25 protein-coding genes and 1 pseudogene are annotated in these 25,090 nt (G+C 68.9%); 18 read left to right on the top strand and 8 right to left on the bottom strand.

Annotated features, from left to right (window positions below):
- The first annotated feature begins 8 nt into the window (after window positions 1–8).
- The 5 genes and pseudogenes from AB0F03_RS17840 to AB0F03_RS17820 all read left to right on the top strand — a co-directional run bounded on the left by AB0F03_RS17840 (window position 9) and on the right by AB0F03_RS17820 (window position 6,025).
- A complete protein-coding gene (locus AB0F03_RS17840) occupies window positions 9–530 on the top strand; it encodes a GNAT family N-acetyltransferase (RefSeq protein ID WP_361992332.1) in 522 nt (173 codons plus the stop codon).
- On the top strand, window positions 530–1,759 hold the full coding sequence (locus AB0F03_RS17835; RefSeq protein WP_361992329.1) for an MFS transporter: 1,230 nt from the start codon (window positions 530–532) through the stop codon (window positions 1,757–1,759). Before AB0F03_RS17840 ends, AB0F03_RS17835 begins: the two co-directional genes overlap by 1 nt.
- Before the next feature lie 615 nt (window positions 1,760–2,374).
- Window positions 2,375–4,498 (top strand): SpoIIE family protein phosphatase, encoded by a 2,124-nt coding sequence (locus AB0F03_RS17830; protein WP_361992326.1) that lies wholly within the window; start codon window positions 2,375–2,377, stop codon window positions 4,496–4,498.
- A 240-nt stretch (window positions 4,499–4,738) separates the two neighbouring features.
- Window positions 4,739–5,309: pseudogene (locus AB0F03_RS17825) on the top strand (IS5 family transposase); the annotation flags it as partial.
- A gap of 83 nt (window positions 5,310–5,392) precedes the next feature.
- The gene (locus AB0F03_RS17820) at window positions 5,393–6,025 is read left to right on the top strand and encodes a hypothetical protein (RefSeq protein WP_361992323.1); all 633 of its coding nucleotides are present in this window, start codon (window positions 5,393–5,395) and stop codon (window positions 6,023–6,025) included.
- 229 nt (window positions 6,026–6,254) lie between these two features.
- Here AB0F03_RS17820 and AB0F03_RS17815 read toward each other — a convergent pair whose 3' ends face one another.
- Window positions 6,255–7,625: a tyrosine-type recombinase/integrase gene (locus AB0F03_RS17815; protein ID WP_361992320.1), complete on the bottom strand. Its 1,371-nt coding sequence runs from the start codon at window positions 7,623–7,625 to the stop codon at window positions 6,255–6,257.
- A gap of 332 nt (window positions 7,626–7,957) precedes the next feature.
- Here AB0F03_RS17815 and AB0F03_RS17810 point away from each other — a divergent pair, with 332 nt between their 5' ends.
- Window positions 7,958–8,191: a helix-turn-helix domain-containing protein gene (locus tag AB0F03_RS17810; protein ID WP_361992317.1), complete on the top strand. Its 234-nt coding sequence runs from the start codon at window positions 7,958–7,960 to the stop codon at window positions 8,189–8,191.
- 160 nt (window positions 8,192–8,351) lie between these two features.
- On the opposite strand, the gene AB0F03_RS17805 is transcribed toward AB0F03_RS17810, so the two are convergent.
- From AB0F03_RS17805 to AB0F03_RS17785, 5 genes are all read right to left on the bottom strand, one after another.
- Entirely contained in the window at window positions 8,352–9,152 is an 801-nt protein-coding gene (locus AB0F03_RS17805) for a hypothetical protein (RefSeq protein WP_361992314.1), read from the bottom strand.
- A 155-nt stretch (window positions 9,153–9,307) separates the two neighbouring features.
- On the bottom strand, window positions 9,308–9,571 hold the full coding sequence (locus AB0F03_RS17800; RefSeq protein WP_160310979.1) for a hypothetical protein: 264 nt from the start codon (window positions 9,569–9,571) through the stop codon (window positions 9,308–9,310).
- 446 nt (window positions 9,572–10,017) lie between these two features.
- A complete protein-coding gene (locus AB0F03_RS17795; protein ID WP_361992311.1) occupies window positions 10,018–11,145 on the bottom strand; it encodes a PD-(D/E)XK nuclease family protein in 1,128 nt (375 codons plus the stop codon).
- A complete protein-coding gene (locus AB0F03_RS17790) occupies window positions 11,142–11,915 on the bottom strand; it encodes a hypothetical protein (RefSeq protein WP_361992308.1) in 774 nt (257 codons plus the stop codon). Before AB0F03_RS17790 ends, AB0F03_RS17795 begins: the two co-directional genes overlap by 4 nt.
- Before the next feature lie 37 nt (window positions 11,916–11,952).
- Window positions 11,953–12,804: a transposase gene (locus AB0F03_RS17785; protein WP_361992812.1), complete on the bottom strand. Its 852-nt coding sequence runs from the start codon at window positions 12,802–12,804 to the stop codon at window positions 11,953–11,955.
- A gap of 245 nt (window positions 12,805–13,049) precedes the next feature.
- On the opposite strand from AB0F03_RS17785, the gene AB0F03_RS17780 reads away from it, so the two are divergent.
- Window positions 13,050–13,730: a hypothetical protein gene (locus AB0F03_RS17780; protein WP_361992305.1), complete on the top strand. Its 681-nt coding sequence runs from the start codon at window positions 13,050–13,052 to the stop codon at window positions 13,728–13,730.
- Between the two features lie 164 nt (window positions 13,731–13,894).
- On the opposite strand, the gene AB0F03_RS17775 is transcribed toward AB0F03_RS17780, so the two are convergent.
- Window positions 13,895–14,098, bottom strand: a complete 204-nt coding sequence (locus AB0F03_RS17775; protein ID WP_361992831.1) for a hypothetical protein — start codon at window positions 14,096–14,098, stop codon at window positions 13,895–13,897.
- Window positions 14,099–14,368: 270 nt separating this feature from the next.
- Between AB0F03_RS17775 and AB0F03_RS17770 the strand changes: the two genes are divergently transcribed.
- Together AB0F03_RS17770 and cutA are read left to right on the top strand one after the other, a co-directional pair.
- Complete coding sequence (locus AB0F03_RS17770) at window positions 14,369–14,665, top strand: GIY-YIG nuclease family protein (RefSeq protein ID WP_361992809.1); 297 nt, start codon at window positions 14,369–14,371, stop codon at window positions 14,663–14,665.
- Window positions 14,666–14,930: 265 nt separating this feature from the next.
- Window positions 14,931–15,257, top strand: a complete 327-nt coding sequence (gene cutA / locus AB0F03_RS17765; protein ID WP_004921029.1) for a divalent-cation tolerance protein CutA — start codon at window positions 14,931–14,933, stop codon at window positions 15,255–15,257.
- A gap of 51 nt (window positions 15,258–15,308) precedes the next feature.
- Here the strand turns inward: cutA and AB0F03_RS17760 are convergent, their stop codons facing one another.
- Window positions 15,309–16,556: a helix-turn-helix transcriptional regulator gene (locus tag AB0F03_RS17760; protein ID WP_361992302.1), complete on the bottom strand. Its 1,248-nt coding sequence runs from the start codon at window positions 16,554–16,556 to the stop codon at window positions 15,309–15,311.
- On the opposite strand from AB0F03_RS17760, the gene AB0F03_RS17755 reads away from it, so the two are divergent.
- From AB0F03_RS17755 to AB0F03_RS17715, 9 genes are all read left to right on the top strand, one after another.
- Window positions 16,555–17,205: an ATP-binding protein gene (locus AB0F03_RS17755; protein WP_361992299.1), complete on the top strand. Its 651-nt coding sequence runs from the start codon at window positions 16,555–16,557 to the stop codon at window positions 17,203–17,205. The genes AB0F03_RS17760 and AB0F03_RS17755 overlap by 2 nt on opposite strands.
- A gap of 134 nt (window positions 17,206–17,339) precedes the next feature.
- On the top strand, window positions 17,340–17,771 hold the full coding sequence (locus AB0F03_RS17750) for a hypothetical protein (RefSeq protein WP_361992296.1): 432 nt from the start codon (window positions 17,340–17,342) through the stop codon (window positions 17,769–17,771).
- Between the two features lie 130 nt (window positions 17,772–17,901).
- The gene (locus AB0F03_RS17745; protein WP_361992294.1) at window positions 17,902–18,156 is read left to right on the top strand and encodes a hypothetical protein; all 255 of its coding nucleotides are present in this window, start codon (window positions 17,902–17,904) and stop codon (window positions 18,154–18,156) included.
- 94 nt (window positions 18,157–18,250) lie between these two features.
- Window positions 18,251–18,733: a DUF6082 family protein gene (locus tag AB0F03_RS17740; protein WP_361992291.1), complete on the top strand. Its 483-nt coding sequence runs from the start codon at window positions 18,251–18,253 to the stop codon at window positions 18,731–18,733.
- A 31-nt stretch (window positions 18,734–18,764) separates the two neighbouring features.
- The gene (locus AB0F03_RS17735; RefSeq protein ID WP_361992289.1) at window positions 18,765–19,457 is read left to right on the top strand and encodes an HAD family hydrolase; all 693 of its coding nucleotides are present in this window, start codon (window positions 18,765–18,767) and stop codon (window positions 19,455–19,457) included.
- Window positions 19,454–21,301, top strand: a complete 1,848-nt coding sequence (locus AB0F03_RS17730) for a hypothetical protein (RefSeq protein WP_361992286.1) — start codon at window positions 19,454–19,456, stop codon at window positions 21,299–21,301. The genes AB0F03_RS17735 and AB0F03_RS17730 overlap by 4 nt, the downstream gene beginning before the upstream one ends.
- Window positions 21,298–22,248, top strand: coding sequence for a thymidylate synthase (locus tag AB0F03_RS17725; protein WP_361992283.1), 951 nt, complete (start codon window positions 21,298–21,300; stop codon window positions 22,246–22,248). Before AB0F03_RS17730 ends, AB0F03_RS17725 begins: the two co-directional genes overlap by 4 nt.
- A gap of 8 nt (window positions 22,249–22,256) precedes the next feature.
- Window positions 22,257–23,975 (top strand): carbamoyltransferase C-terminal domain-containing protein, encoded by a 1,719-nt coding sequence (locus AB0F03_RS17720; RefSeq protein WP_361992280.1) that lies wholly within the window; start codon window positions 22,257–22,259, stop codon window positions 23,973–23,975.
- Window positions 23,972–25,024, top strand: coding sequence for a hypothetical protein (locus tag AB0F03_RS17715; protein ID WP_361992277.1), 1,053 nt, complete (start codon window positions 23,972–23,974; stop codon window positions 25,022–25,024). The genes AB0F03_RS17720 and AB0F03_RS17715 overlap by 4 nt, the downstream gene beginning before the upstream one ends.
- Window positions 25,025–25,090: the final 66 nt, after the last annotated feature.

The raw sequence follows: 25,090 nt of genomic DNA, 5'->3' as shown, positions 1-25,090 counted from the left end.
GACACCCCATGCGCATACGGGGGATCACCGAGGCCGACTGGCCGCGGCTGGCCGCCCTGGAGAGCGAGGCGTACGCGGACCTCTCCCTCGCGGAGGGCGAGGAACTGCTGCGCTCACGGGCCCGCGTCTCGGCCGGCACCTGCTTCGTCCTCGACCTCGACGGCCGGCCCGAGGCCTACGTCCTCGCCCTGCCCTACCCGCCGTTCCGCTGCCCCGATCCCGCCCGCCCCGAGCGGACCGTCCACCACACCACCAACCTCCACCTGCACGACCTCGTCGTCAGCGCCCCGCTGCGGCGCCGCGGACTCGGCACCCGGCTCGCACACCATCTGGCCGACGTGGCCCGCACCCGCGGCTTCACGACCATGTCGCTGGTCGCCGTCGCCGGCAAGGAGGCGTTCTGGCAGGCCAACGGCTACCACCCCCACCACGCGGCACCCGTCCCGCCGGGCTACGGCGGCGACGCGGTCTACATGTCGGCCCCGCTGGCCGCCGCACCCCGCCCGCACCAGGCCCGGGAGGCCGTGTGATGCCCGAACCCTCCTTCACGCGCGCCAAATGGTCGATCGCGGCGCTGTTCTGCTTCCTCGGCTTCCAGTACGGCACCTGGGTCGCCCGCCTGCCCGCGCTCAAGACCCGCCTCGACCTGGGCGCCGGCGAGGTCGGCCTGCTGCTGATGGCCTGCGGCGCCGGCGCGGCGGCCTCCTTCCCGCTGGTCACCGTCCTCATGCGACGGCTCGGCTCCCGACGCCTGTCCCTCGCCTCCGCCGCCTGCCTGGTCGCCGTACTGGCCGCCCTGTCCGTCGTACCCGACTACCCGCTCGCGCTGCTCGCCGTCGCCGCCGACGGCGTCGCGGTCGGCTGCCTCAACGTCGCCATGAACGCGCAGGGCGCCGCACTGGAGAGCACCCACGGGCGTACGGCCATGTCCCAGCTGCACGCCACCTTCAGCGGCGGCCTGCTCGCCGCCGCCCTGCTCGCCTCCGGCGTCACCACCCTGACCACCTCCGTCACCGCCCACTTCACGCTGGCCGGGGTCCTGCTGCTGCTCCTGCTCGGCGCCGCCCGACCGGGCCTGCTGACACACCGTGAGACGTCCCCCGCGGCCGAGGACGAGCCGAAGCGGCACGCCCGCCGCCGCCTCCCCTCCGGCACGACCCTCCTCATGGGCTGCGCCATGGCGTTCGGCACGATCACCGAGGGCGCCATGAACGACTGGTCGACGCTCTACATGAAGGACGTCGTCCACGCGTCCGCGACCGTCGCCCCGCTCGGCATCGCCGTCGTCTCCGTGATGATGCTGCTCGCCCGCCTCCGCGCGGACCGCTGGCGCAGCCGCTGGGGCGACGGGCCCGTGGTCCGCGCCGGCAGCGCGGTGGCCGCCGCCGGACTGGCTCTCGCCCTGCTCACCGGGGGAGTGGTCCCCACGCTCCTCGGCTTCGCCTGCGTCGGCCTCGGCGCCGCCGCGATCACCCCGTGCGTGTACGTGGCGGCGGCCGGACACGGCTCCGGCGCCCTCGCGCTGGTCGCCGCGATGGGCACCACGGGCCTGCTGGGCGGCCCCGCCCTGATCGGCTTCGTCGCCGGCGCGGCGAACCTGACGGCGGGCATGGCCACCGTCGCCGCATCGGCGCTGATCGTCACGCTGACCGCCCTCCGCATCCCGTGGCGGACCCACACCTCCGACTCCGGCCCCGACCCCGATTCCGGCCCCGACCCCGACCGTCTGCCGGGCGAGGCGGCGACACCGGCTGGGTGACGGGCGCGCTGCGGTACCGGCCGGGCCGGGCGGGGACCGGTGGCGTGCGTCGGGGGCGGCCGGGTGCGGGGGGAGGCCCCGGCGGCCGGTCTCCGGGGGGCCTGTGCGGCCGGCCGGGCGACCGGCGACGCACCGACACCGCCGCTCCGCGCCGGGCCGCGCGCCGGGGGGACCCCCCAGCGGCCGGATGGCGGGGGACCCCCCGTGGCCGGGCCTCGCCTGCCGGACGACGCCCCGGCGGTGCCGTCCGGCGGGCACCGGTGGGGAGCGGGCCGGGTACCGGCGGGGAGTAGGTCGGGTACCGCCGGGGAGTGGGGCCGGGTACTGGCGGGGAGTGGGCCGGTCACCGCCGGGGAGTGGGCCGGGACCGGCGGGGAGTGGCCGGGTACCGCCGGGGAGCGGGCCGGGTGCCAGCGGGGAGTGGGCCCGTCACCGCCGGGAAGCGGGCGCCACAGGAGATCCGTCGCCGCGGGGTCCGGGACGGCGTGCCGACCGCCGTCCGGGGCGGTAGCGTCCCCCTAGGGGCTGACGTCACCGGCGCGGTGTCCCGCGCGGCCCGGCCCGAGCCCCTCCGTGGTGGCTTCCCGGAGTCGCCGGCCAGGCTGGAGGCGCCTCGTGACGAGTGCGGGTGGTGGGGCTGCGGACGCGGAGGCACGGGATGCCGCGTTCGCGGAGACGGTGCGCCGCGCGGGCGCGTCCATCGGCGCTCTCTACCTCCTCACCCCGGACGGGCAGCAGCTCTTCCTGGACGTGCTCTACGGAGCGCCCGCCGACTTCGCCCTCCCGTGGACCAGGATCCCGGTCGGCGCACCGGCGCCGGTGGCCGACGCCCTGCGCGGCGACCGCGTGGTGTGGGTGGCCAGCCAGGAGGAGATGGTCCGCAGCTACCCGCGTACCGCGATGGCGCTGCCGTACCCGATCGCGCTGGCCGCCGCGCCGGTCACCGGCGTCCGCCGCTGGGGGACCCTCCTGCTGATGTGGCCGGCCACCCGCCCGCCCCACATGACCCAGCGGGAACGAGGGCACATCGCGGCCAGCTGCGGACGGCTGGCCCGGCTGATCGAGGAGGGCGTCGACCACGGGACGTTCCCGGTCCCCGGCGACCGGCCGCGCGTACTCGCCCCCGACCGGGTGCGCCGGTCCGCGGGCCCGGAGATGGCCGCCGCGGACTTCGTGGAGCGGCTGCCCGGCGGCAGCTGCGCCCTGGACCTGGAGGGCAACTTCACCTACCTGAGCACGGGAGCCTGCGAACTGCTGGGCCGCGATGCCGGTGAGCTGCTGGGGACGCTGCCCTGGCAGTCCCTGCGCTGGCTGGACGAACCCGCCTACGAGGACCGCTACCGCGCCGCGGTCATCAGCCGGGAGCCCGTCGCCTTCACCGCGTGCCGCCCGCCCGACCAGTGGCTGGACTTCCACCTCTACCCGGACGCCAGCGGCATCAGCGTCCGTATCGTGCCCAGCGGCGGTCAGGGGCCGCCGTCCCCGGCGTCCCCGCAGTCCTCACGCACCGCCCCGGCAGCACGCGCCGGCCGCCTCTACCAGCTCATGCACCTGGCCGCCGCGCTGACCGAGGTCGTCGGCGTCCAGGACGTCATCGACCTGGTCGCCGACCAGGTCATGCCCGCCTTCGGCGCCCAGTCGCTGGTCCTGTCCGCCGCCGACGCCGGGCGACTTCGGATCACCGGCTACCGCGGCTACGACCCCGACGTCATCGAGCGTCTCGACGGCCTGCCCCTGGACACCGTGTTCACCCCGGCCGGACGGGTCCTGCGCAGCGGCATCCCCGCGTTCTTCGCCGATCCGGAGGACATGCGGCGCAGCTACCCGGAAGCCTCCGGGATCAGCGGCAAGCAGGCCTGGGCGTTCCTGCCGCTCATCGTCTCCGGCCGGCCCGTCGGCTGCTGCATCCTCTCCTACGACGAACCCCGGGCGTTCCCGGCCGAGGACCGGGCCGTCCTGACCTCGCTGGCCGGCCTCATCGCCCAGGCCCTGGACCGTGCCCGCCTCTACGACGCCAAACGCGACCTCGCCCACGGCCTCCAGCAGGCACTGCTCCCGCGGACCCTGCCCGCGGTCACCGGCCTGCGGGTCGCCGCCCGCTATCTGCCCGCCACCCGGGGCATGGACATCGGCGGCGACTTCTACGACCTCATCCCGCTCGGCGAGAGTGCCGTCGCGGCCGTCATCGGCGACGTCCAGGGCCATGACGCGGCAGCCGCCGCGCTCATGGGGCAGGTCCGTACCGCCGTCCACGCCCACGCCACCTTCGGCACCACTGCGGACCAGGTCCTCGCCGGCACCAACCGGCTCGTCACCGATCTCGGCCCGGACCTGTTCACCAGCTGCCTCTACGCCCATTTCGACCTCGCCGGCCGCCGCGTGACCCTGGCCAACGCAGGCCATCCACCGCCGGTCGTCCGACTGCCCGGCCGCGGTGCCCGGCCCCTCGACGTGCCGCCCGGCCCGCTCCTGGGCATCGACCCGGACGCCGCCTTCCCCGTCACCGAGATACCGCTCACTCCCGGACTCATGCTCCTGCTCTACACCGACGGCCTCATCGAGCGGCCGGGAGCCGACCTGGAGGACTCCATCACCGCCCTCGCGCACCACCTCGCCCAGGCCGGCACCCGGGACCTGGAGGCCCTCATCGACACCCTCGTCGGCAAGGCGGGCACCAGCTGGCAGCGCACCGACGACATCGCCCTCCTCGTCCTGCACGAGACGGCACCGCACCCGTGACGTGCCTGCGGGGAGGTCACCCGGGGGTGGTCCGGAACCGGCGCGCCGGTACTCGGTCGGTGTTGTGTCGAGTCTGCAGGGAGATACATCACCGGTTGCCGGGCGGATACGGGGTTCGTGATCGTCGTCAGGCCGAGGCGGACCGATCGGGCAGACTCACGAAGACCTTCAAGCCGCCCCTGCGGCGAGGCCGGGCCTGCGCCGTCCCGCGGTGCGCGGCCGCGGCTGCCGTCACCACCGAAGCTGCACCGCCTGCTCCTCGATGAACTCGGCTCATGAGGCGAGCTGGACTGGTCGCGCTGCGCGATCGACTCCGTGAACATGCCGGCCCTGAAAAAAGGGTGAGCTGACAGGCCCGAATCCTGTCGATCGCGGCAAGTACGGCTCGAAGATCCACTTGATCACCGAGCACACCGGACTGCCCCTGTCTGTCGGGATCTCCGGCGCGAACCTGCACGACAGCCAGGCATTCCAACCGCTCGTGCGGGGCATCCCGCCCAGCCGCTCCCGTCGCGGACCGCGCAGGCGGCGACCGGCCAAGCTACACGGCGACGAGGGCTACGACTACGACCACCTGCGCCGATGGTTACGCACACGCGGCATCCGACACTGCCTAGCACGCAAAGGCATCGAGTCCTCCGCGCGACGTGGACGCCACCGCTGAACCATTGCACAGACCAGGGCCTGGCTCGCTGGATGCTGCCGACTGCACCGCCGCTACGCACGCAAAGACGAACACCTCCTCGCCTTCACCAGCATCGCCTGCGCCTTGATCTGCTACCGCAGCCTCGCGAAGTGGGATGACTTCTGAGTCGTGGTGGCCTGACGTTTGCGACACGGACGCCGCAGAGGTGTTCGTTGTGATGCGCTGAGCTGGGTTGCCATGATGGGCTCATGTCTGAATACGGGGACAGGACGGGCGACACGCCTCGGGAAGGTCTTCGCAAGTCACGTCTTGCTGACTACGCGGAGACGCACGGGATTGAGGGTGTGGAGCGAGAATTCGCCCGGGTCTCCGGGCGGCCCGAAATTGACCCCGACACCCCTGTCCTCGCCTATGTCGCGGTGAGTCCGAATAGTGATCCTGAGGCATACGCCAACAGGTTGCGCAAAGTTTCCGCAGGGGTGTTCGCCCTTGCTGCGCACGCGGACTTCGACGAGGACGAGGTGAGCGTGGACAGTCTTCCTGGCTGGTTCGTCCAAATTTGTGAGGGCGGTGCTGCCGCTGACCCGTTGGCCGTCGAAGGGCGGGCGCGTTACACCGAGCGGACCGGTGAAGGGCCCTGGGAGGTTCAGGACTGGCTTTCCCGCTTCGATCCCGAACTGGAGGCCAGGGGCTGGGCATTCTGGGATCTCACGCGCTCGGCCGACGGCAGCGGACGGCTGAACCTGTGGCTGGACACGTGGGGGGAGCCGTTCTTCTCCTGGGAGGAACTGCGCTGGCTCTTGTACACATGTGGCGCGGACTCCGTCGCCGACCCGGTGGTGACCAAGTCCGATTCCTGGGCACAGGAACAGTCCGCATGAGCGACACGACGCCCTCGCACCAGGTCCGCGCGGTGTCCCAGGGAAGTCCCAGAGGCGCCGCCCGCCCCCTTCAGACCCGCGTTTGCCCAGGTCGGCAGGGGAGTGGCGACGCTTCTTCTGAGGATCCTCAGATGTCCCGGAACTCATGGACAAAGCTTCTGACCTGCGCAAACAATCCTTCTCGAAGATCGTCTTGCACGGTTGTTGCACAAGCCGAACGGTGCAGGAGTCACGCGGCCCGGGTGTAAGCGCTCCGGACCGCGATGCGGACCTTGGAACCGGCTCCCACGACCCGGTGCACGTACTTACGCAGGGTGAACGCGGGATCGGCGTGTCCGAGTCGGTCCGCGAGCGTGTACACGTCTACACCGCCGCTGATCATCATCGACGCGTACAGGTGTCGGAGCGCGTGCATCATCACGTCGCGGGACTTCTTCCAGCGTCGTCCCTTCGCGTCGGATTCAAGGGGCTTGATGAGGCCGGCCGACGCCAAGGCGGGTTTCCAGCGGTAGGAGTTGAACCAATTCGACTGAATGGCGGTCTTCTCCCGGGTGTAGAAGATCAGCCGCACCGTGACCGGGTCGCCGCCTTTGCTGCCCCACGGTCGGGTCACCTCGACCGGCGGGTACCTCTGCATGTGCTCGCGCAGGGGGATGGCCACGTCGTCGGTCAGTTCAACCCACCGGTCCTTCGGGTCCTCGTCGTCTCCGCCCTTGGGGAGGGCGTATACGAGGAACGAGCCGTCGTGGACTAGCTGCCGTTGCACGTGGACCATGGCGCCGTCCGGATGCGCCCAGTCGATATCTTCTGGTGACAGGCCGAATATCTCTCCTTGCCGAAGACCCAGGCCGCGACCACAGTCGACGAGCCCTTTGTAGCGGTCGGGAAGTTCGGCACGGATCTTCTCGGTGTCCTCCCATGTCAGGGTCAGCTCTGCCCGGCCGCCACCTCCTCGCTTCGGCTTGGCGTCCTGCACCGATTTGGCGAGGCACGGATTTTTGTGTATCAGGCTGTCGTCCACGGCCAGGTCAAAGACAGCCCGAAGGTTGTCGAAGACCAGGCGCAGTGTGGAACTTTCGAGCAGCCTGCGACGGTCGTGCAGCCAGTCCAGCAAAGATGAGGCGTTCACGTCCTTTACGCGCATCTTCCCCACTGCGGTAGGAACGACGTGCAAGAGAATCCGCTCCTTGTGGCGTCGGTAAGTTCGTGGATTCTTGTGTTCGTGCCCCTTGAGCCACGTAAGGGCGAGCTCACCGACCCTGACCTCTCCGGCGCGAGGGTTGATATATGAACCGTCGTCCACTCCGGACCGCATCTTGGTCTCATGCCTGCGGGCTTCGACCTCGGTGCGGAACAGCTCCGTCTGCTGGACATCTTCCCGGTTACGCCATCGGGCCTGCCACCGCTTCCCCGTCCCGTGATCCCGCGTCGGGACTTTGCCGTGTTGCTTGCAGGTCGACTCCCCGTCTTTCGGGCGCGACTTGTGCCAGCGATCGTACGGCATCGACTCAACTCCTAGTTTCCAAAGGCCCTTTGAGTCTATTTGTGGACTCTTTTCAATCAGGGTCATCGTCGACGGCGAGATTGTCTGCCCGTTCATCGTGCCCTGAGTGAATTGGATGTTGATCCAGGCGAGCTGAAGATGTCAAATGCATTCTTGGGGTCTTCGCGACAAAGGGCGCAGAGTGGTAGAGAAGATTTCACCTAGGCGAATGCTCGCTGAGGGTTCGACGAGGGTTCGACGAGGGCTCGACGAACCCTCAGCGAAGATTCGCCTGTGTCCTTCGAGAGTTCGCAAGAGTCGTGGATATTTCGCCGAAAGGCCCTCTGTTTGGTCCGGCCGGAATTCAATGAAAACGTTCACCCACCACCACAGCGGAGTACCGCTCACGTGGTTCTCTTCTACCCGCTTCGAATCGTTTTGGAGTGCCCATGCGTCGAACCCCTGCCCGTGCGGAAGAAGCCGCCAGTGGCGCGGGGGACCGTTGTCCCTTGATGAGCGCGGAGGAGCTGGCCGACTTCCTGGGCGTACCTCTGAATACGGTCTACATATGGAATCACCGACACCAGGGGCCGCGAGTCCACAAGGTCGGCCGCTATTTGCGCTACCGCTGGCCGGAGGTAGAGGCATGGCTGGAATCTCAAGCGGTGAATCGCGCGACCTGATCGGCCAAGATTGGCTAGTGCCCTTGTCCTTGGTCGGGCGGCAGAACCCGGCGTACAGCCCGCCTCGCCCGACGCCAACAGCGGCTTTGCCTGGAGAGGGCCTCCGACGTAGGTCTGAGGCCCCTTCTAGTGACGTGCCATCCTGAAACGGCGCGGCCCCCTACGCCCGGTCGCGCCTGAGAGCCGTCTCGCCGAGCCCGAGGGCCATGCTGCCCATGAGCTGACGAGCGAAGTCTTCCAGGATCAAGGGGTTGGTAGCGAGAAACTCCATGACCCGCTCGGTTCGCTGCTCAGGCGAAAGCTCTTTCAGTTCCTGCTGCCATGCCAGGGTGGCAACACCGCCGTCCTCGACCTCGGCATTCACGATGAGGCTCCAGAGCGCCTGCTGGGCGTCCTCACGAGCGAGCCAAGTCATGAACATCTGCTGGAACTGCTCGCTCGTAACAGTGACCTTCGGGTCGCTGGGCGCGGTGGCCAGATCTTGGGAAGGCGCGTCAGCCTCTACCCCCGGGACGGCAACAGGAGGTGTCGTCGTGGCCCCGGCCCGCAAGGCCTTCTTCTGGGCTCTGCGGGCCTGCTGCTTCAGCACTAAGGCTTCGCCCTTGGCAACGAGGACCGGCACGGCCTGGGTATGCCACCAGTGGGCAACGCGAGGTTTTGCGATCTCTACGAGATCACCGATGATCTGGCCCGCGATGTCAGCCACGACCTGTTGGCCGGGGGTGAGCTGAGGACGCTGATCCGCCACGTACTCGGTGACGTAGACGATCTCGGGCTTGTCTGTTGAACCTGACTCCTTTTCGGCCTTCAGGCGGATCTCGACGTGCTCCGGCCCCTTGTCACTCGTCTTGGGAGTGAACCCACGCTTCCAGCCTTCGCTCTTTCGCGAGTCGGCGAGGTGCCCGTCCTTGGGGATACGAACAACTGCGTCGACCTCGTCGTACTCCTGGTCCTCGGCCATGCGTCCTCGTCAGTGCTCGGGTCCTCCTCGGCGCTCAGTCGACGAGGAAGTCGCGGTAGTAGAACCTCACTCCTGACCGTAGCTGCAGCGTCCGACGATTTGGCAGGTTCGGCGAGCATCGCATCAGCCGCCACAGAGCCGCAGGTCCAAGGTTGTCACCAGTCCCCTTGCCGGATCCGCTCGTCGGACACGATCCCGTAGACGTACCGCCCAGAACGTTCGGGGCATCGTGGAATCTCCGACGGCCCCGCGATCGGCCATGCCTCCAGCGCTGACCTGATCTCGTGCCACTGCACGTTGCGCCGGCTCTCGACGATGACCAGGGTGTAGTGGTTGGTCCGGTAGGTGAAGGGCTTGCCGGTCTTCGTGTAGAAGACCTCGCCCTGGTGCTCCTCGATCCGAGGCCTCGCCGTCTCCATGTTGGGACCGACCGGCACCGGCTCGGGCGGAGGTGGCGGTGGCACTGGATGTCCTGCCCACCGGAGCCGTTCCTCCGGCGTTGGCTCCCGGCTACTTCGATGCCAGGAGGCGCTCCCCGGCACGGTGGTCGAGGTGACTGCCAGCTCTGTTCCGTCCGGCAGCACCCCACGGCCAGGCTCTCGGTAGGGCTCCGCAATCATGATGTCACGCCGCTCATAGCCGAGCCTGCTGGCAACTGACTCCAGGGTCCCCATCTGAGTGTTCCCGACGTACGACAACTGGTCCTCGCTCGCATCGTCCGAGAACTCCACGACGCCGACCAGGTAGACCCCATTCTCGTTCGGGTCGCCGAAGAGCTGCCGCAAGCGGTCGGGTCCAAAGTCGCCCACCATCTATCCGTCCACCCCTGCATCGCCGCTGTCAGATTCTCCGTCGATTAATGCGATCACAGTCTCGCTTGCGGCTGAGTCGCGTGCTGCGCCATCCGGGACCCGATCACAGCCACCCTGCTGAGCACCTCGGTGGCTTCCTTGAGTGTGGTTGAGGGCGGCAGCACGAAGCGCGCGCCGAACTCGACTTCACCGCTGAGCTTGGCCTGCTTCTCGCCGTAGCCAGCGCCGAGGAACGCTGGAGCGCCGAGCGCCTTGAGTCTAGCCACGCCATCCTTCTCCCACTGCAAGGTCTTGCGCGGCGGATGGGGTCTCCACGGAATCCAGTCCTCTTGGGCGAGGTACTCGTGCCAGAGCAGCGCCAGGTGATCCCAGTCGAAGGCCTTGGAGGAGGTGACTCGCTGCTGCACGAGGAAGAAGCGGAAGTCGACCCCGCGAAGCCCGCTGCTGTCGACGAGCTTGCCAACCTCCTGAGTCGGCAAGCTCTCGGTGGCGTCCCAACGGACGGTGTAGCCGCTGCCCGGAATCGGGGCGTCCACGATCGCGACGTACAGGCCACCGGAGCCGATCTCCCGGATGGCCTTCGATGAGCCGCCGGGCAAGGCGACGTTGTCGTACATATAGGCAGCACGAAGCCGGAGGGCGAGGTATAGGTCGATATCGTCAATCTGATTCCAGATTGTGTGGCCATCCACCTCCGGCACCTGGGACTCGATGTGGCTCGTCCAGGCTGTGGCGGTCGTCGCGGCCCACGGTACCGGGGACGAGGCGAAGGGAGCGATGAGCTCCTCCCAGGTGAGGTTCTGCCAGTCCTGGGCATGAGTGGTGTCGAGACGGATGCGCTGAAGCGAGACCGCCACGAACCGGCAGTCGTGTCGGTCCTCCTCGGCGACGTATCTGTAGTACCGCTCCAACTGTTCAATTCCGAGGCCAGCAAGCAGCTTCACTTCGACGACAGCGACAACCTGACCGTTCGCCTCCACCACCAGGTCGGGGCGATCCGATGCCTTCCGGCCCCGCGACTTCGAGACCTCCCGACGGATCTGGAGCGGGCCAACAGCGTCGATGTCGAGGACGGAGCGGGTGATCGCCTGGTCGGCATTCATGAGGGTGGCGAGCAGATCGCTCCACGCGTTCTCGCTGTTGATCGAGAGCAGGAAGCGAAGGTCCGGAAGACTGCTCACTCGCTGCCCTCTCCCAGCTCCGCGTCGATGTTGAGCACGCGGATCCCGGACTGCGACTGCGCGAGAAGCACCGCAGCGTTCTCGGCAAGGCGACGGGCGGACTTGAGCCGCAGGTCCAGTTCGACATCGTCACCCCAGCGGACTGACGTTGCGATGGCGAATGCGATCGAACCACCGGACTCCAAGTGGCCGACGATCTCCTTGTGGATGCGGCGGCTGGTGCGCTGACTAGAGCGATCCGATTTGGCGTTGCGGTAGTTGCTGGCTCGCCTGGCCAGCTCCACGGACTCCCCGATGTAGAGCACGCGGATGCCGTCGTCGTCCACACCGAAATCGTATCGGTAGAGCCCTGGCGCTCGCGGGAGTCCGGGAAACCTCGGCAGGCCGGCTTCGTCCAGCGTGATCGGGCCCGCGCTCAGCCACGAGAACGCAACGCGGACGTCGAGCGCCTCCAGTTCCTTGAGCTCGGACTCGTCGAAAGGTCCACGATGAGTCGCGCCGGTCAACCGCGGGATTGAGCCGCTCTCGGTGGCCAAGGATCCGGCACCGATCAAGAACCCGAGGTTCTGCAGCCACCGCCGAGAGGCTTGCGATTGAAACCGACTGCGCTTGGCACCTGTCGCAAGGGAGATGACCTGCTTGACCGGCCAATGCACACCATCTACTTCGACCCAGTACTCGCGGATCTCCTCGGGCACGTGACCAGCGAGACGCCTACGAACAAGCGTGGGCGTCAGCTCGAAGGATTCGCCATCGAGGGTGAACTGCATGGAACGGAGGTTAGCCTCAATCGTTCATGAGTTCTCATCAGTTCGCTGACGGGGACGCTGTGCGTGTGGGGTGCGGCTCTTCCGGGGGTGAGGTCGCTCCTCCCGGACGACCAGCCTCATCCCCCTGGGCCAGGTGCCCAGGTCGGGCATAGCGGTGATTTCCGCGGCCCAGGCGCCGGGTCGCTCGGTGCCGCCGGCGTATTAGGGCCGGCGTCCACGCCTTCTTAGGAATCTTCAGTACGGCTTGGTGGATGCCGTCGGTGATGGTCATTCCGACGGAATAGGACAGCCACTGCCCATCAGGCGTGGACGCTGCCGCCGGAGTCGGTGCGGACCAGTGTCTGCCGCCCCAGCCGCAGAGTCTGGAGAGTTGTGCCAGGGCGAGTCGGGCGGTTTCGATGTGGTCCGCGGCGGTGTTGGAGCCTGCGTTGCCGGGCCGCAGCAGGGCGGCCACCGGCTCCCCGGACCCGGCCTGGCCGTGGTCGGCGAACGCGACGAGGGGGCGGTGGCCGAAGGTCTTCTTCCGGGGCGCGGTGGTGTCCTGTTTCTCGGAGTGCGCGAGGGGTAGCACTCCGCCCATGTCCACGATCACTTGGCCGTCGGTGGCCGGAATGCTCGCACCGGCCAGCTCCCAGACCCGCCCCGTGCTCGGGAACGTGCGTCCCGCATCGCCGCGTGGGCTTTCGGGCCGGATGCGGCGAGTCTGTCGATGACACGGAAGGCTGTGGGCTCGGAGGCCACCGGGCCGAACATCCGGCTCGGCCCGCAGCATGCCGATGTCGGCCAGACAGCCCCGGCCGAGTGCGACGGCCAAGGCCACATCCAGCAGGATCTTCCCCGGATCGTGCACGGCCCGCGGCTTGCGCCACGGCGTGAGTGCCGCCGATATCGCTTTGTTCGCAACGGACTTGCGGACTATCTCGGCCAGCAGTACCGACCAGCCTGTGAGTGGAGCGTTTCGCCAATGTTGAGGGCGAACTCGGTGATGGCCAACAAAGTAGAGAAGCCGTAATCTTGCTGTTCAGAAGCACGTCTTGCCCACGTGACCACCCGTCGGACAGGTCGCTTCATGAAAGCGCGAGGTTAGCGGTCAAATTGCGGGGTGGCGCAGAACTGACCCAGAACGGAGACGCCGTGACGGACCTCCCCGAAGAGGGCCAGCCCATCGAGGCCGTATCGACGGTGTACAGCGGTAACACCTTCCGTTCTCGGCTCGAAGCCGACTGGGCCCGCACCCTCGACACCCAAAGCATCCTCTGGCAGTACGAGCCCGAGCGAATAACCCTGCCATCAGGGGAGCATTACCTGCCGGACTTCTGGCTGCCCGAGATCGGGACATGGCTTGAGGTCAAGGGACCAGCCACCCCCCGAAAGGAGAAGGCCGTCGAGCTGGGCAAGGCGCGCGCCTGCCGCTGCGACGGCCTCTGCGCCTGCGCGTGGCCCGGTGGCGAAATGGTCCTCCTTGGCTGGGTCGCGGAACGCACCCACGGCGGCATCACGGTCGCTCGCAGCCGGTCAGGCTACGCCAGTTGGGCCGCCGCTCACGGGCCCAGCGCGTACTTCGCGTTGTGCCCCTGGTGCGGGCTCAGGCAGTGGATCACCCTGCGCCGGCCGTGGAAGTGCCGCGCCTGTCGCCGCGGTCTGGAAAGCGAGGAGCTGTACCAGCCCCACGACCGTGTACTGCCTTTCGGGAGCGGCTCGGGGTGGTCTCCTGCGGACACGGTGTCCATCCGCAGGGAGATCGCCGAACAGATAGCTGAGGCAGAGGCCGCTGACTCGGAGGACTCTTCCTGGGAGGCCCCGTACGAAGAGTGAGCGCGCGGGCGCGTACTGCTCGCCCACTCGCGGGTGAAGGTCCACCCTCGGTCGGCGCCGACTGGGCACCGTGCGGCTGCCGCAAGGCGGCGGCACTTCGACGGCTCTCCATAGGCGGTCGGCCGGGGCCGCTCTGGAACGGATCCGCGCGCCCGGCGCTTTCATCACATGGCGGCCCAAACACTGCGGGCCGCCTCCGCCGAAGGAGGCTCCTCATCCGCGTCTACCGCCGCCACCCCTACGCCGTCCTGGTCGACGCCGTCACCCTTCTCAACAAGGAGCTCAGCCCCACCGCCCGCCTTACATACGCTGTCCTCGCCGCAGTCCAACAGGTCGACGAGGGCAGCGACACCTTCGACCTGGACCACGTTGCACATGTTGTGGGCCTGACCGACTCGGACGCTTTACTACCAGTCCTTGCTGAACTCACCGCGGTCGGTGCGATCGATAAGCGTGAGCACCACGGCCTGGGTCTCCTCCTCTCCGTGAACCTCGAGGCGATACCTCCAGCCAACCAGCAACCGTGCGTGCCTTGCGACGACTGCGGCCATTGCTCGTGCGGTGGCCTGAGAGGGGTTTGTCAGGCCTGCTCAGAGGTCCGGGCGTCACGTGTGCCCGAGGCGGAGAGCACCAACGAGATGGACTCCCGGTGGGTCTATGCCGTGTCCACCGAATCCGACCCGAAGTCCATAAAGATCGGTGTAGCCGCGAACATCCAGAAGCGCCTGAAGCAGCTCCAGATCGGGTCAGCGTCTCCTATAGTGTTGCGCTGGCAGTCGCCGGGCGGATTTCCATTGGAGAGCCACCTCCACGAGAAGTTCACCCGGCTGCGGATCGCAGGGGAGTGGTTCAACTTCCAGCGCACCGCAGATCCAGTGAAGGCCATCAACAAGGCGGCGCAGACCTTCCTCCAGCAGGACGCCGCCACCTACTAAGGGTGCGCTTGCGGTGTCGTGGCCGGTCAGGCGGTCTGATGTCCAGACCGGTCTTGGCGAGGCTGCGCCCCGGCAACGCCCACCGGGTGGTCAAGGCCGACCTGCTGCGCCTTCACAGTGACGTCAAAGAAGCGCTCCTTTCGCAGGATCACAGGTGCTTCAGAAGCAATCAGTGCGTTTGCGTAGTCTCCCGCCGGCTACCACCCGCTGGCCTGCGTCGAACACATAGATAGGGTCGCGGTACCCGAGCTGGAGAGGTAGCCGCATGGACCCCGAGATCGTGATCGCGCAGACGACGAGTGACGACGAGGAGCAGGCGAAGACCCTCGCCAGAGGCGCTGTTGAGAGCAAACTGGCGGCGGGCGTCCACATCGATGCGCCCATCACCGCCTTCTACTGGTGGCAGGGGAAGGTCGAGGCGGCTCAGGAGTGGCGGATCTCCTACATGACGTCGTCGGATCGCCTCCCCGCGCTAGAGGCATGGCTGCACGAGAGGCACCCGTACGACGTCCCCCAGTGGGTCACCTTGCCTGTGACCGGAGGGTCGGAGGCGTACCTGTCCTGGGTCGTCGACGAGACGCGCCCGGGGTAGAGGTCTTCACTACAGCGCCTTGCTCTCGCCGAGCCTGTGCGCTTCGACGCGTCACAGCGTTGCGAACGTCAGCAGGTGGCTGGCCAGGTCATGCTCAGTGTCGGGGAGCCCGGCAGCGATGGCCTGAGCCCGCTGCCGGCCCATGGTGTTGGGCTTCGACTCCGCCGCTGCGGCGAACTGGTGCGCCACGTAGGCCCCGCGATCTATGTCGCCGCCGCGCAGAAGGGCGGACGCCAGGTCGCCCAGGACGACCACACCGGACTCGGGTAGTTCACCGCCGAGGCGCTCGACTGCGGAGTCGGCCGTGGCGGTCAGCTCCTGACGCTTGAGTTCGCCGTAGACCGAGAGGGTTAACGAGTCCATGCGGTATGGCGTCACGAAGCGGACCCACGCCTGCTCGCTCATATGGTCGGCGAAGTCATAAGCGAACTTGGCCTGGTCGAGAGCACGAAGGGCGCCAGCGTCATCGCCTGACTGGGCGGCTTCCTCCGCGTACCGACCCAGAGCCCACGCTGCGGCGGTTGCGTTGCCACGTCCGCGTACGTCCTGAGCTGCCTGCGAAAGCATCTCCAGCGCCTTCGCTGGGCTGGGGGCACCGTAGCTCGCGTAGCCCAGAGCGAGAGCGCGCAGCGGAGGGTGTCCAGCCTTTTTCGCGCACTCCGAGGTCACTCCGTAATAGGAAGTGGCCTTGTCCTGCTGGCCGAGGTCCCAGGCGACCCACCCAGCAAGAGCGGCAGTCTCCCCGGCCGCGATGGTCAGGGCTCGCTCGTGGGCTCCGGCGCGGGGAAGGGCTGCGGTGATCGCGTCCAAGTGCGCCTCGACGCGGGACTGCAGGCTGAGCGCACTCTCGTTCAGCTCGTCCACGTGCAACGTGGCGGCATGATCAATAAGCACCGCCGCGGACTCAGGGTCGATCTTGGAACCCTTGCTGAGTGCGTAGGCCAGTCGGCCCCAGGGCTCGGCAGCCGCAGCCGCACCGACGACTGCGCCTCCCAGCAGCGTTCGGCGTTTCACGTCGTCCAGGTCCTCCGCCTCGGCCTTGTTCTTCTCTCGCCGCCTGGCGCGGGCGGCTTTCGCCTCGCGCAGCAGCGGCTCCAGCGGGACGCCACAGGCCAAAGCGATGTTCCCCAGGGTGTGGTCCGTTGGAACGTTCGCACCGTTCTCGTACCGGTTCACCTCCCGGCGGGTCACCGTTGCCCGACCGGAGGCGGCGTTGATCGCACCGGCCTGCTCGTCCTGCGACCGATTCGCGTTACGCCGCAGGTGACGGAGCAACTCGGCAAATGGATCCACCGCCATGAGCCTGACCCCTATCCGTGGGAGAAAGCCAATACTCCCCCCAACTTCCCCCTGGTTTTCCCCCCTTGACAAAGTTTTCCCCCTCCGGTTTCCCCTGTCCCGGATCGCGCAGCCACGGTGCGATGTGCTCATGACCACGCACCGGACAGCAACGTCGCCCCGACCTCGGGGCGACGACGGTGGCGCCCACGCCGTCGGCGCCTCGACCGCTCGGTGTCCGCTGGCCTCTCACGTCTTCGAGATGGCCATGGAGCCGGTAGATGTGCACGTCGCTCAAGCGCGACGAACGACGGCCACCGTGCTGAAGCACTGGTCGTTGCCGGAGACGCCGGTAGAGGACGCCCGGCTGGTCGTCTCGGAGTTGGTGTCCAACGCGATCATCCACGGTTCCGGGGACGTCCGACTGCGACTGCGACACGACGAGCACGAGCTTCGAATCCGAGTCACCGACGACAGCACGGCACCGGCGAGGCGACGACGTGCAAGTGCCGCCGGCCTCGGCGGTCGAGGGCTGCACCTCGTCGCCTACTTGTCGCTTCGGTGGGGCGTCGCGGACGGCGGCCGGACGACGTACGCGGTCATTCCCACTCTCACGGAGGCACCCCCATGTCGCCGCACAACGCAGTCAAGCACGGAGCCGACGTGTTGAGCCTCGTCGCCTTTGATCGGGGGCGAGAGAAGCACCCGGGCGGTGGGGCACCGACCGCTGGCCGTGACCACCCGAGCTGGCCTCGCACCTCTGCCCAGGTGAAGCGTCAGTCCCGAGCTGGCCAACTCCGATGTTTGCGCCAGCACTTCTACCGTCAGGCCGTCGGCTCGCAGGCCGATCAGCCGCTGCGCGTGCTGGCGTACAGCCTGGTACCGAGTCCGAGGGCCCGACCTGACGAGGACTGGGGGACGCTACAGGCTGAGGCCGACCAGCTCGGTTACGCGATCGCCGCCCGGCTCCACGATGTGGCGGTCCCGGTGACCACTACGTACTTCCCGGCATCCAGTGCGAGCCAGGGCGTCTACACGCCGCCTTGGGATCGACCTGGTTGGCGGGAAGCCGAGCGGCAGCTCCGAGAGGGCTTGGCCGACGGCGTGCTCGTCCTCGACCGGCACAACATCAGCTCCGATGACGACGAGTACCACGCCGTGATCAAACACCTGGGCGAGCACTGCCGGGCGTTTCTCCACCTCGTGATCTCCGAGGAGCCCGTCGCGCCGACTTGAAGGCGTCCGCTGCGCTGGATGGACAGGAAGGGCTGGGGCTGGCGGCAGATCAGCGCCCAGATCGCCCTGATCGTCACCGTGAGCGTCGTGCTCGTCTTCACCTTCAAATACACCTGACCGAGGGCTGACCATGACTTTCGAGGGACACATCGATCGTGCGCCGCGCCTCCTGCCGCACCGCGAGCAGGGCGAAGCGCTCCTCGCCATCAGGGAGGCCGCCCCATCGGCACCCAGCGAAGAGGGGATCGACCTCTTCGCCGTGCCCGCTGGTGAGGTTCAGGGGCGTGGCTTCGACCTCTCGCGCTTTCACCGGCTCGCGCGCCTGCCGACCGTGCCGGACGGATCGACCTCGCCTTCGGCTGACGGCCCGCCGGACGCGGCCTGACTCTCCTCAAGCGAGCACGACGGCGACCACCACTGCCCCGGATGCCGCCGCCGGTTGCCACACCGCCCCATCCATCCCCGAGTAAAGGTCGCAGATGAACCGTCCCGTTCTCGCTCTGGCCACCACCATCGCCCTCGCGTCCGCGGTGCACATCGCCCAGCGTCGCCAGCAGCACCGCCAGTCCCTGGAGTTGGCAGTGCATCAGGCCCACGGCCGCATGCTCGAAGTCGCCACCACACACCCGGACTTGGACCCGATCTGGGTGCGCAACCACCCCGATCACGTCAAGGACGACGAATCGGGTCCGCTCCTGATGTGCCAGTGGTGGCTTGAGTTCTGGCGCACCGGCCTCAATCTCAGGGTGTTCACCCCCGCCATCCTGCGGCAGAGCGCGCGGAACTTCATGCAGGACCCGACCGCCCTCAAGGCGTGGGCCCTGACCCGCCACGGGCGAGCTTTGCAGTCCCGGGGGCGATGGGACCGCATGCACGTGGCGTTGCGCGACGCGGCGTTCGAGGAGGCCGGCGGTCCGGCCCTGTACCCCGAGTTGGAACTTGCCCCGGCCTCGGCCCTCTGAGGCACGACGACACCCTGACGAGAGGACGATCATGACCGTTCCCGCTTGCGGATCGCCACCCGCTCCGGCCGCGCCGAGCGACCACGGGTCGCGCGCTCTTCTCCTCGACCTCGACGGGGTCCTCCTCGACACGCGTCCCGTGATGCGGAGGGCCTGGCAGAGGGTCCAGGAGGTCCATGGCGTCGCGTTCCCGTTCCGTGACTACGAGCGCCACCTGGGTCGCGAGTTCGGGGACATCATGGAGCGCCTGGGCGTGACCGATGCCGAGGCGGTCCGTAGGACGTACGAGGCGGAATCCGTGTCCACCGCGCACCTCGCGGAGGAGTTCGCCGGCATCGTCGAGACGCTCCACGCCTTCGTGGCCGCCGACTGGCGGCTGGGCGTCGTGACGTCCAAGCACGTCGACCGGGCGGCCCCGCTCCTCGCGCGCCTCGGGTGTCCCTTCGCGACCATCCGCACGCCCGCCGGCGCGGGCCGGACGAAGCCGGCCCCGGACCCGCTCCTCCTGGCGCTGGTCGACCTGGGAGTCGACCCCGCCTCCGCCGTCTACGTGGGTGACATGGCGGTCGACCAGGAGTCGGCCGCACGCGCTGGCGTCCCTTATGTGCACGCTGGGTGGGGCTACGGGCAGCCGACGGCTCCCGCCCCGAAGACGGTCTCGTCCCCCAGGGAACTGCTGAGCCTCCTCCCCGCCAAGCAGCTCGTCGAGGGGAGCACGGTGTGAGCCCCCGCACCACTGGTGGCCTCGGCCTGGTCCGCTCCTCCAACGTCGGGAAGCCGACGTGGACTCTCGTCGGAACCGGCGCCCTGGCGCACGCGCGAACCGACCACATCCACACGACGGACCTTGATGCGACGGCCGTCGACAAGCAGTTACTGCGCTCCGGCGTCGAAGACGTCATGGAGGCCGTCGACCGCTACAGCGCTAAGTGGGCCGCCACCCCGGGCGGAGCCGACTGGCTCCACGTTCAGCACGTCCCCGTGCGACGCTTCGTCGCCGAGATCGTGCGCAAGCTCCTGGCCCTGAACTCCTGGGCACCGTTCGCCTCCGCCCCTGGGCCCCTGATCCTGGCCCCCTACGAAGGTCTCGTGGGACTGCGTTCGAGCAGCTCGCGGGAGTACCTGGGCTACACCGTGACATGGTCAGGCGTCGCGTACGTTCTCGGTGCTGCGGCACCGCATAACCCGACCCGCTCCGCCCAGCTCCGGAACCGCGCCCGGACGAGTACGGCGAACACGGAGCCGAGTCCGTTCCTCTCGGATCTCGGACGGCAGGACGTTCTGGCGCTGTCGTGGACCTCCCGCCATGCTGCCACGCTGACCCCCGTTCTCGCCGAGCTGGCGCGAGGCGGGCAGAGGAGCCTCCTGCTCGATCTCGCCACTGATGCCGCCGAGCGATGCAGCGCGGGACCGGCAATGGGTTTCGAGCTGCGCGCGGCTCCGAGCGACCTCTTCACCGTCTCCGGCACCGCCGAGGGCCTCCACCGCCCCGACGACGAGCACGTCGTCCAAGTTGAAGGCCACGGCATCCAACTTGGCCGGCTCGTAAGGCTCTTGTCTGTTCTCTTGGAGACCAGCGGGGGCTGCACTCAACCGTCGTGGCGGACGGTGGTGCGGGCGGAGAGCTGGCTCGACGACACCCTGTCGACCACCCGGCCGCACACCGTCCTGCTGAGCAACGACACCAGCCCACTGGGCGTGCTGGCCGCGCACGCCGCCGAGCGGCACGGAGCGAACTCGGTGCACGTCCAGCACGGGGCGTGGACGCCGGAATCGGTCGCCTGGCCGGCCCTGCACAGCCGCGACATCATCGTCATGGGCGAGCGGGACCTTGCCCTGGGCCGAGGGTGGGCGCGCCACCCCGAGGCCGAGGTGCACGTCCTCGGGCAGCCCCGCTTCGACGTCCTCACCAGCCTGAGCCGCCAGACACAACGGCGGTACCTGGAGAACCTGCTCGCTCCGGGGGGCCGACGCGCGCCGACCCGGATCGCGGTGTGGGCCTGCCAGCCCTTCAACCCCGATCACCTCAAGTCCCACGCGGACCTCCTCCTGGACGGGCTCGCCGAGGCGGGCGGCGACTGGGGGCTCGTCATCGCTCCACACCCGGCGCAGGGAGCCGACGCCTTCACCGCTCTGGTGAAGCGGGACGCCGGGCCGCCCATCGCGGTGGTCGATCCCCGAGTCGGAGCCCGAGGCTGCCTCGCCGGCGCGGACGTCCTGGCGAGCGCGTACTCGACGTGCGGGATCGAAGCCGCGCTGCTCGGCATCCCGGTCCTCGAAATCGGCCCGACGGGCGAACGCACCCTGGGCCTGACCAGTCACGGACTGGCGACCCGGTGCGAAGCCGCCGGTGAGGTCGCCGAAGCACTCTCCGGCTTGCGCGCGGGCCCTGCGCCGATCCCGCGGGCGGCCCTGGACGCGGTCTGCCGGTGGCGCGGCGACAGCGCCACTCGGATCGCCCGGCTCATCACCGACCGCGCCACCTCCGGCCCGAGGGCCGACGACTCCACCCACCACCACCCGGGCGCCGCTGCGTCGCCCAAGGACGAAGGAGCATCCGTCCGATGACATCCCTAACGGCCGACAGCATCGCCGAGCTGTTCTCCGGCGCCGTCACGCTGGCCAAGTCCGGCGAGAAGATCAGCCCCCGGGGCATGGCCACCCACGAAGTCCGCGATGTGCACCTGCTGCTCACCCAGCCGCGTGCCCGCCTGCTCTACGCCCCGCCTGCCCGCATCGTGAATCCGGCCTTCGCCGTGGCCGAGACGGTCTGGCACCTGTCCGGCTCCGACGCCCCGTGGATCTTCGACTACAACAACCGGCTGCGGCAGTTCGCCGACGAAGGCGTCCTCCTGGGGGCGTACGGCCCCAGGATGCGGAACTGGGCCGGCAAGGTCGACCAGCTCGCCCGCGTCGTCGAGATCCTCCAAGCCGACCCCGACTCCCGGCGTGCCCTGATCCAGCTCTACGACCCGGCCCAGGACGCCGCAGGGCACAAGGACGTGCCGTGCACCCTCGGGTTCCGGTTCCACCTGCGCGCCGGCCGCCTGCACATGGCGACCATGATGCGCGGCCAGGACGTATGGATCGGCATGCCGTACGACGTGTTCTTCTACACCGTGCTGCACGAGCTGGTCGCCGGATGGCTCGACGCCGAACTCGGCGAGTTTCACCTGCACATCGGCTCGCTGCACATCTACGACGAGCACATCGAGCAGGCCGACACGCTCACCTCGCTCCCGGCGAGCGGGATCATGCCCGACCTGCGAACACCCTGGAACGGCTTCGACGGCCTGCTCGACCAGGTCGAGGCCCGTGACGTGACCGGCCACCCCGGCTGGGACGCGATGGCCGAGACGCTGCGCAGCTACCGGTTGTGGAAGGACGGCAAGCGCGAGCAGGCGTGGCGGGCGGCCGACACGATCGACGGGCCCCTCGGCCAGGCCCTCACCGCCTGGTACGGAGAGCTGGAGCGGCGCTCGACCAATCGCGTCGCGACAGCAGGGGCAAGGTGACCGCCGCCATGAAGCGCACCCCCTCCGTCGTCCTCGGCCTGTGCTCGTACACCCACGACTCCTCGGCCGCCCTTCTCGTCGACGGTGAACTCGTCGGCTTCGTCGAGGAGGAACGCCTCTCCGAGCAGAAGCACACCAAGCTCTACCCGGCCCGCGCCGTGGGCTGGGTCCTCGACCAGGCCAAGCTGAGTGCCAGCGACGTGGACGCCGTCGCTTACAACTTCCAGCCCGCCCGCTACCTCGCCGAGTCGCCCGCCGCCCTGCGCATGGCGCTCTCGTCGGCCACGCGCGACCGCAGCCTGGCGCGCGCCCACGGGTTCGCCAAGGTCGCCCTGCGCACCCGGCGGCGGCTGCGCGTCCTCGGCAGCCAGTTCCCCTCGGCCCGCGTCACACCGGTCCTGCACCACCGCGCCCACCAGCTCACGGCCTACGCCGCCTCCGGCTGGGACGAAGCGGCCATACTCGTCGTCGACAGCCTCGGCGAGCGGCAGACCACCACGATCGCCCACGGCCGAGGCGTTCAGCACCCCCGCGTCCAGACCCTGGAAACGATCAACGACCCGGCCTCCCTCGGCTACGTGTACGGCGCCGTCACCGAGCACCTGGGCTGGCGGCGGGGCGACGAGGAAGGCACCGTCATGGCGCTGGCCGCCCTCGGCGACCCAGCCCGCTTCCGGCACCTGTTCACCACGGCCGTCCGCACGACGGCCACGGGCTTCCGCATCCACCCCGGCTACTTCCCGGCGCGCACCCTCACCTCGGGATACCCGAGGACGTCCCGGCGGTTCGTCGCCGAGACCTTCCCCGAGCGGCACCCGAGCGAACCGCTCACCGACGTCCACCAAGACCTCGCTGCTGCCCTCCAGGAGCGGACCGAGCAGGTGATGGTTCACCTGGCCCGCCGCGCCAGAGTGCTCACCGGCTCCCGGCGCCTGTGCGTGGGCGGCGGCGTCGCCACGAACTGCGTGAGCATCGGGAAGATCATCGAAGCTGGCATCTTCGACGAGGTGTTCGTCCCGCCGGCACCGGGCGACGCCGGAACCGCGATCGGGGCCGCGCTCGCCGTCCACGTCGACGCGCGCACGCCTCGCCCGGTCGCCGGCATCGCCCGCCACTGTTACCTGGGCCCCTCCTACGAGGACCAGCCCCTCGACCTGACCCCCTGGCCCGGCCTCCACCAGAAGACCCTCGGCATCGAGACCGCCGAGTTCCTCGCCGACCAGCTCGCCCACGGCGTGATCGCCGGACTCTTCCAGGGAGGGGTCGAAGCCGGGCCGCGTGCCCTGGGCAACCGCTCGATTCTCGCCTCCCCGCTGGAGCCCGGCGTCGTCGAGCGGCTCAACGCCACCGTGAAGTTCCGCGAGCCGTTCCGGCCCTTCGCCCCCATGGTCCCCGCCGAGCGGGCCGTCGAGTTCTTCACCCTCGGCCAGCCGGCCCCATATATGTCCATGGCCTCCGGGGTGACAGACCTGACGCGCGAGCGGGTGCCGGCCATCGTGCACGCCAACGGCACCTCCCGCCTGCAGACCGTCACCCGGTCGCAGAACCCGTTCATGCACGCGGTGCTGACCGCCTTCGGCCGCCGAACCGGCATCCCCGTGCTGATCAACACCTCCCTCAACGTCAAGGGGAAACCGATCTGCGGGACGCCCGAGATGGCCCTGGACTGCCTGGCCAACTCTGGCCTCGACGCCCTGCTCCTCGAAGGGCGGTGGATCACCAAATGAAGATCGGGTACAGCTTCTGGGGCTTCCTCGGCAACGGCGTCACCGACACCCCTGACGGAGGCCGCAGCCACCGCCGCCCCTTCATCGACGCCCTCCTTGCCCGCGGTCACGAAATCGTCTTCCTCCAGCCCGACCGCGACCGCCTCGAAGCCGACGACGACCTCGGCGGTGTGTACACGTTCGACGACGGCCTGCCCAGCATCGACGTCCTGTTCCTCGAGTGGCGCTGGGCCATCCCCGACCGCAACACCACCGTGTGCGGCAGTGAGGGGCACACCTGCGACCTACACCGGCAGGCCCAGCTCATCAACCACTACACGGCCCGGTCTCGGACGCCCACCGTCATCTGGGACAAGGACCGCACCCTGCGCGCCGAGAGCGTGTGGCGCCGTACGGCCCACACCCGCGTCTGCGAGGCCGCGCTCGCGCCACCCCCCGGAGCGCACTCGCTGCTCTTCCCCGTCGCCGAGGACCTCCTCGCCCAGGCCGATCCCCTCACCCTGGCGGCGCGACCTCGGGATCTCGCGCTCGGCTACGTGGGCAACCAGTACGACCGCGACGAGTCCTTTGACCGTTTCTTCGCCCCGGCCGCTGCCCGCGTTGAGCACCTGGTCGCCGGGAAGTGGACGAAGACCAGCCGCTGGCCGCACGTCCGATTCGCGGGCCGGATCCCATTCGAGGACGCTGCTGGCGTCTACGGCCGGTCCCTGGCCACGGTGCTCATGTTGCCCGAGCGGTACGCCGCCGTCGGGCAGATGACCCAGCGCATCTTCGAGGCCGTGCTCGCCGGCTGCCTGCCGCTGGCCCCGGCGGACATCCGCTTCGCCGACCGGTTCGTCCCGAAGGAGCTGGTCGTGCGCTCCGGCAGCGACGTGCTCGAACGCCTCTCCTACCTGCGCGAGATCGCCGGCACCGAGCAGCACGCCGCCCTGATCGCCGCGTGCGTGGACCGGCTGCGTCTATTCGGCCTGTGCAAGCAGGTCAACACCCTGGAGTCCGTCCTGCACAGCCTCGTCCAGGCCACCGCGACCGAGCGGGGGGTTGCCTGATGCAGACCGCTCGATCGACCACGGCGCGCGGATCCTCCGGGCGCGTCCCGGAGGATGGGCTCGCCG

Source organism: Streptomyces sp. NPDC028722 (assembly GCF_040637655.1).
In the GTDB taxonomy this organism is placed as follows: domain Bacteria; phylum Actinomycetota; class Actinomycetes; order Streptomycetales; family Streptomycetaceae; genus Streptomyces.
The sequence above is the reverse complement of the archived record's forward strand: the minus strand, read 5'-3'. Positions and strand labels throughout refer to the sequence as shown.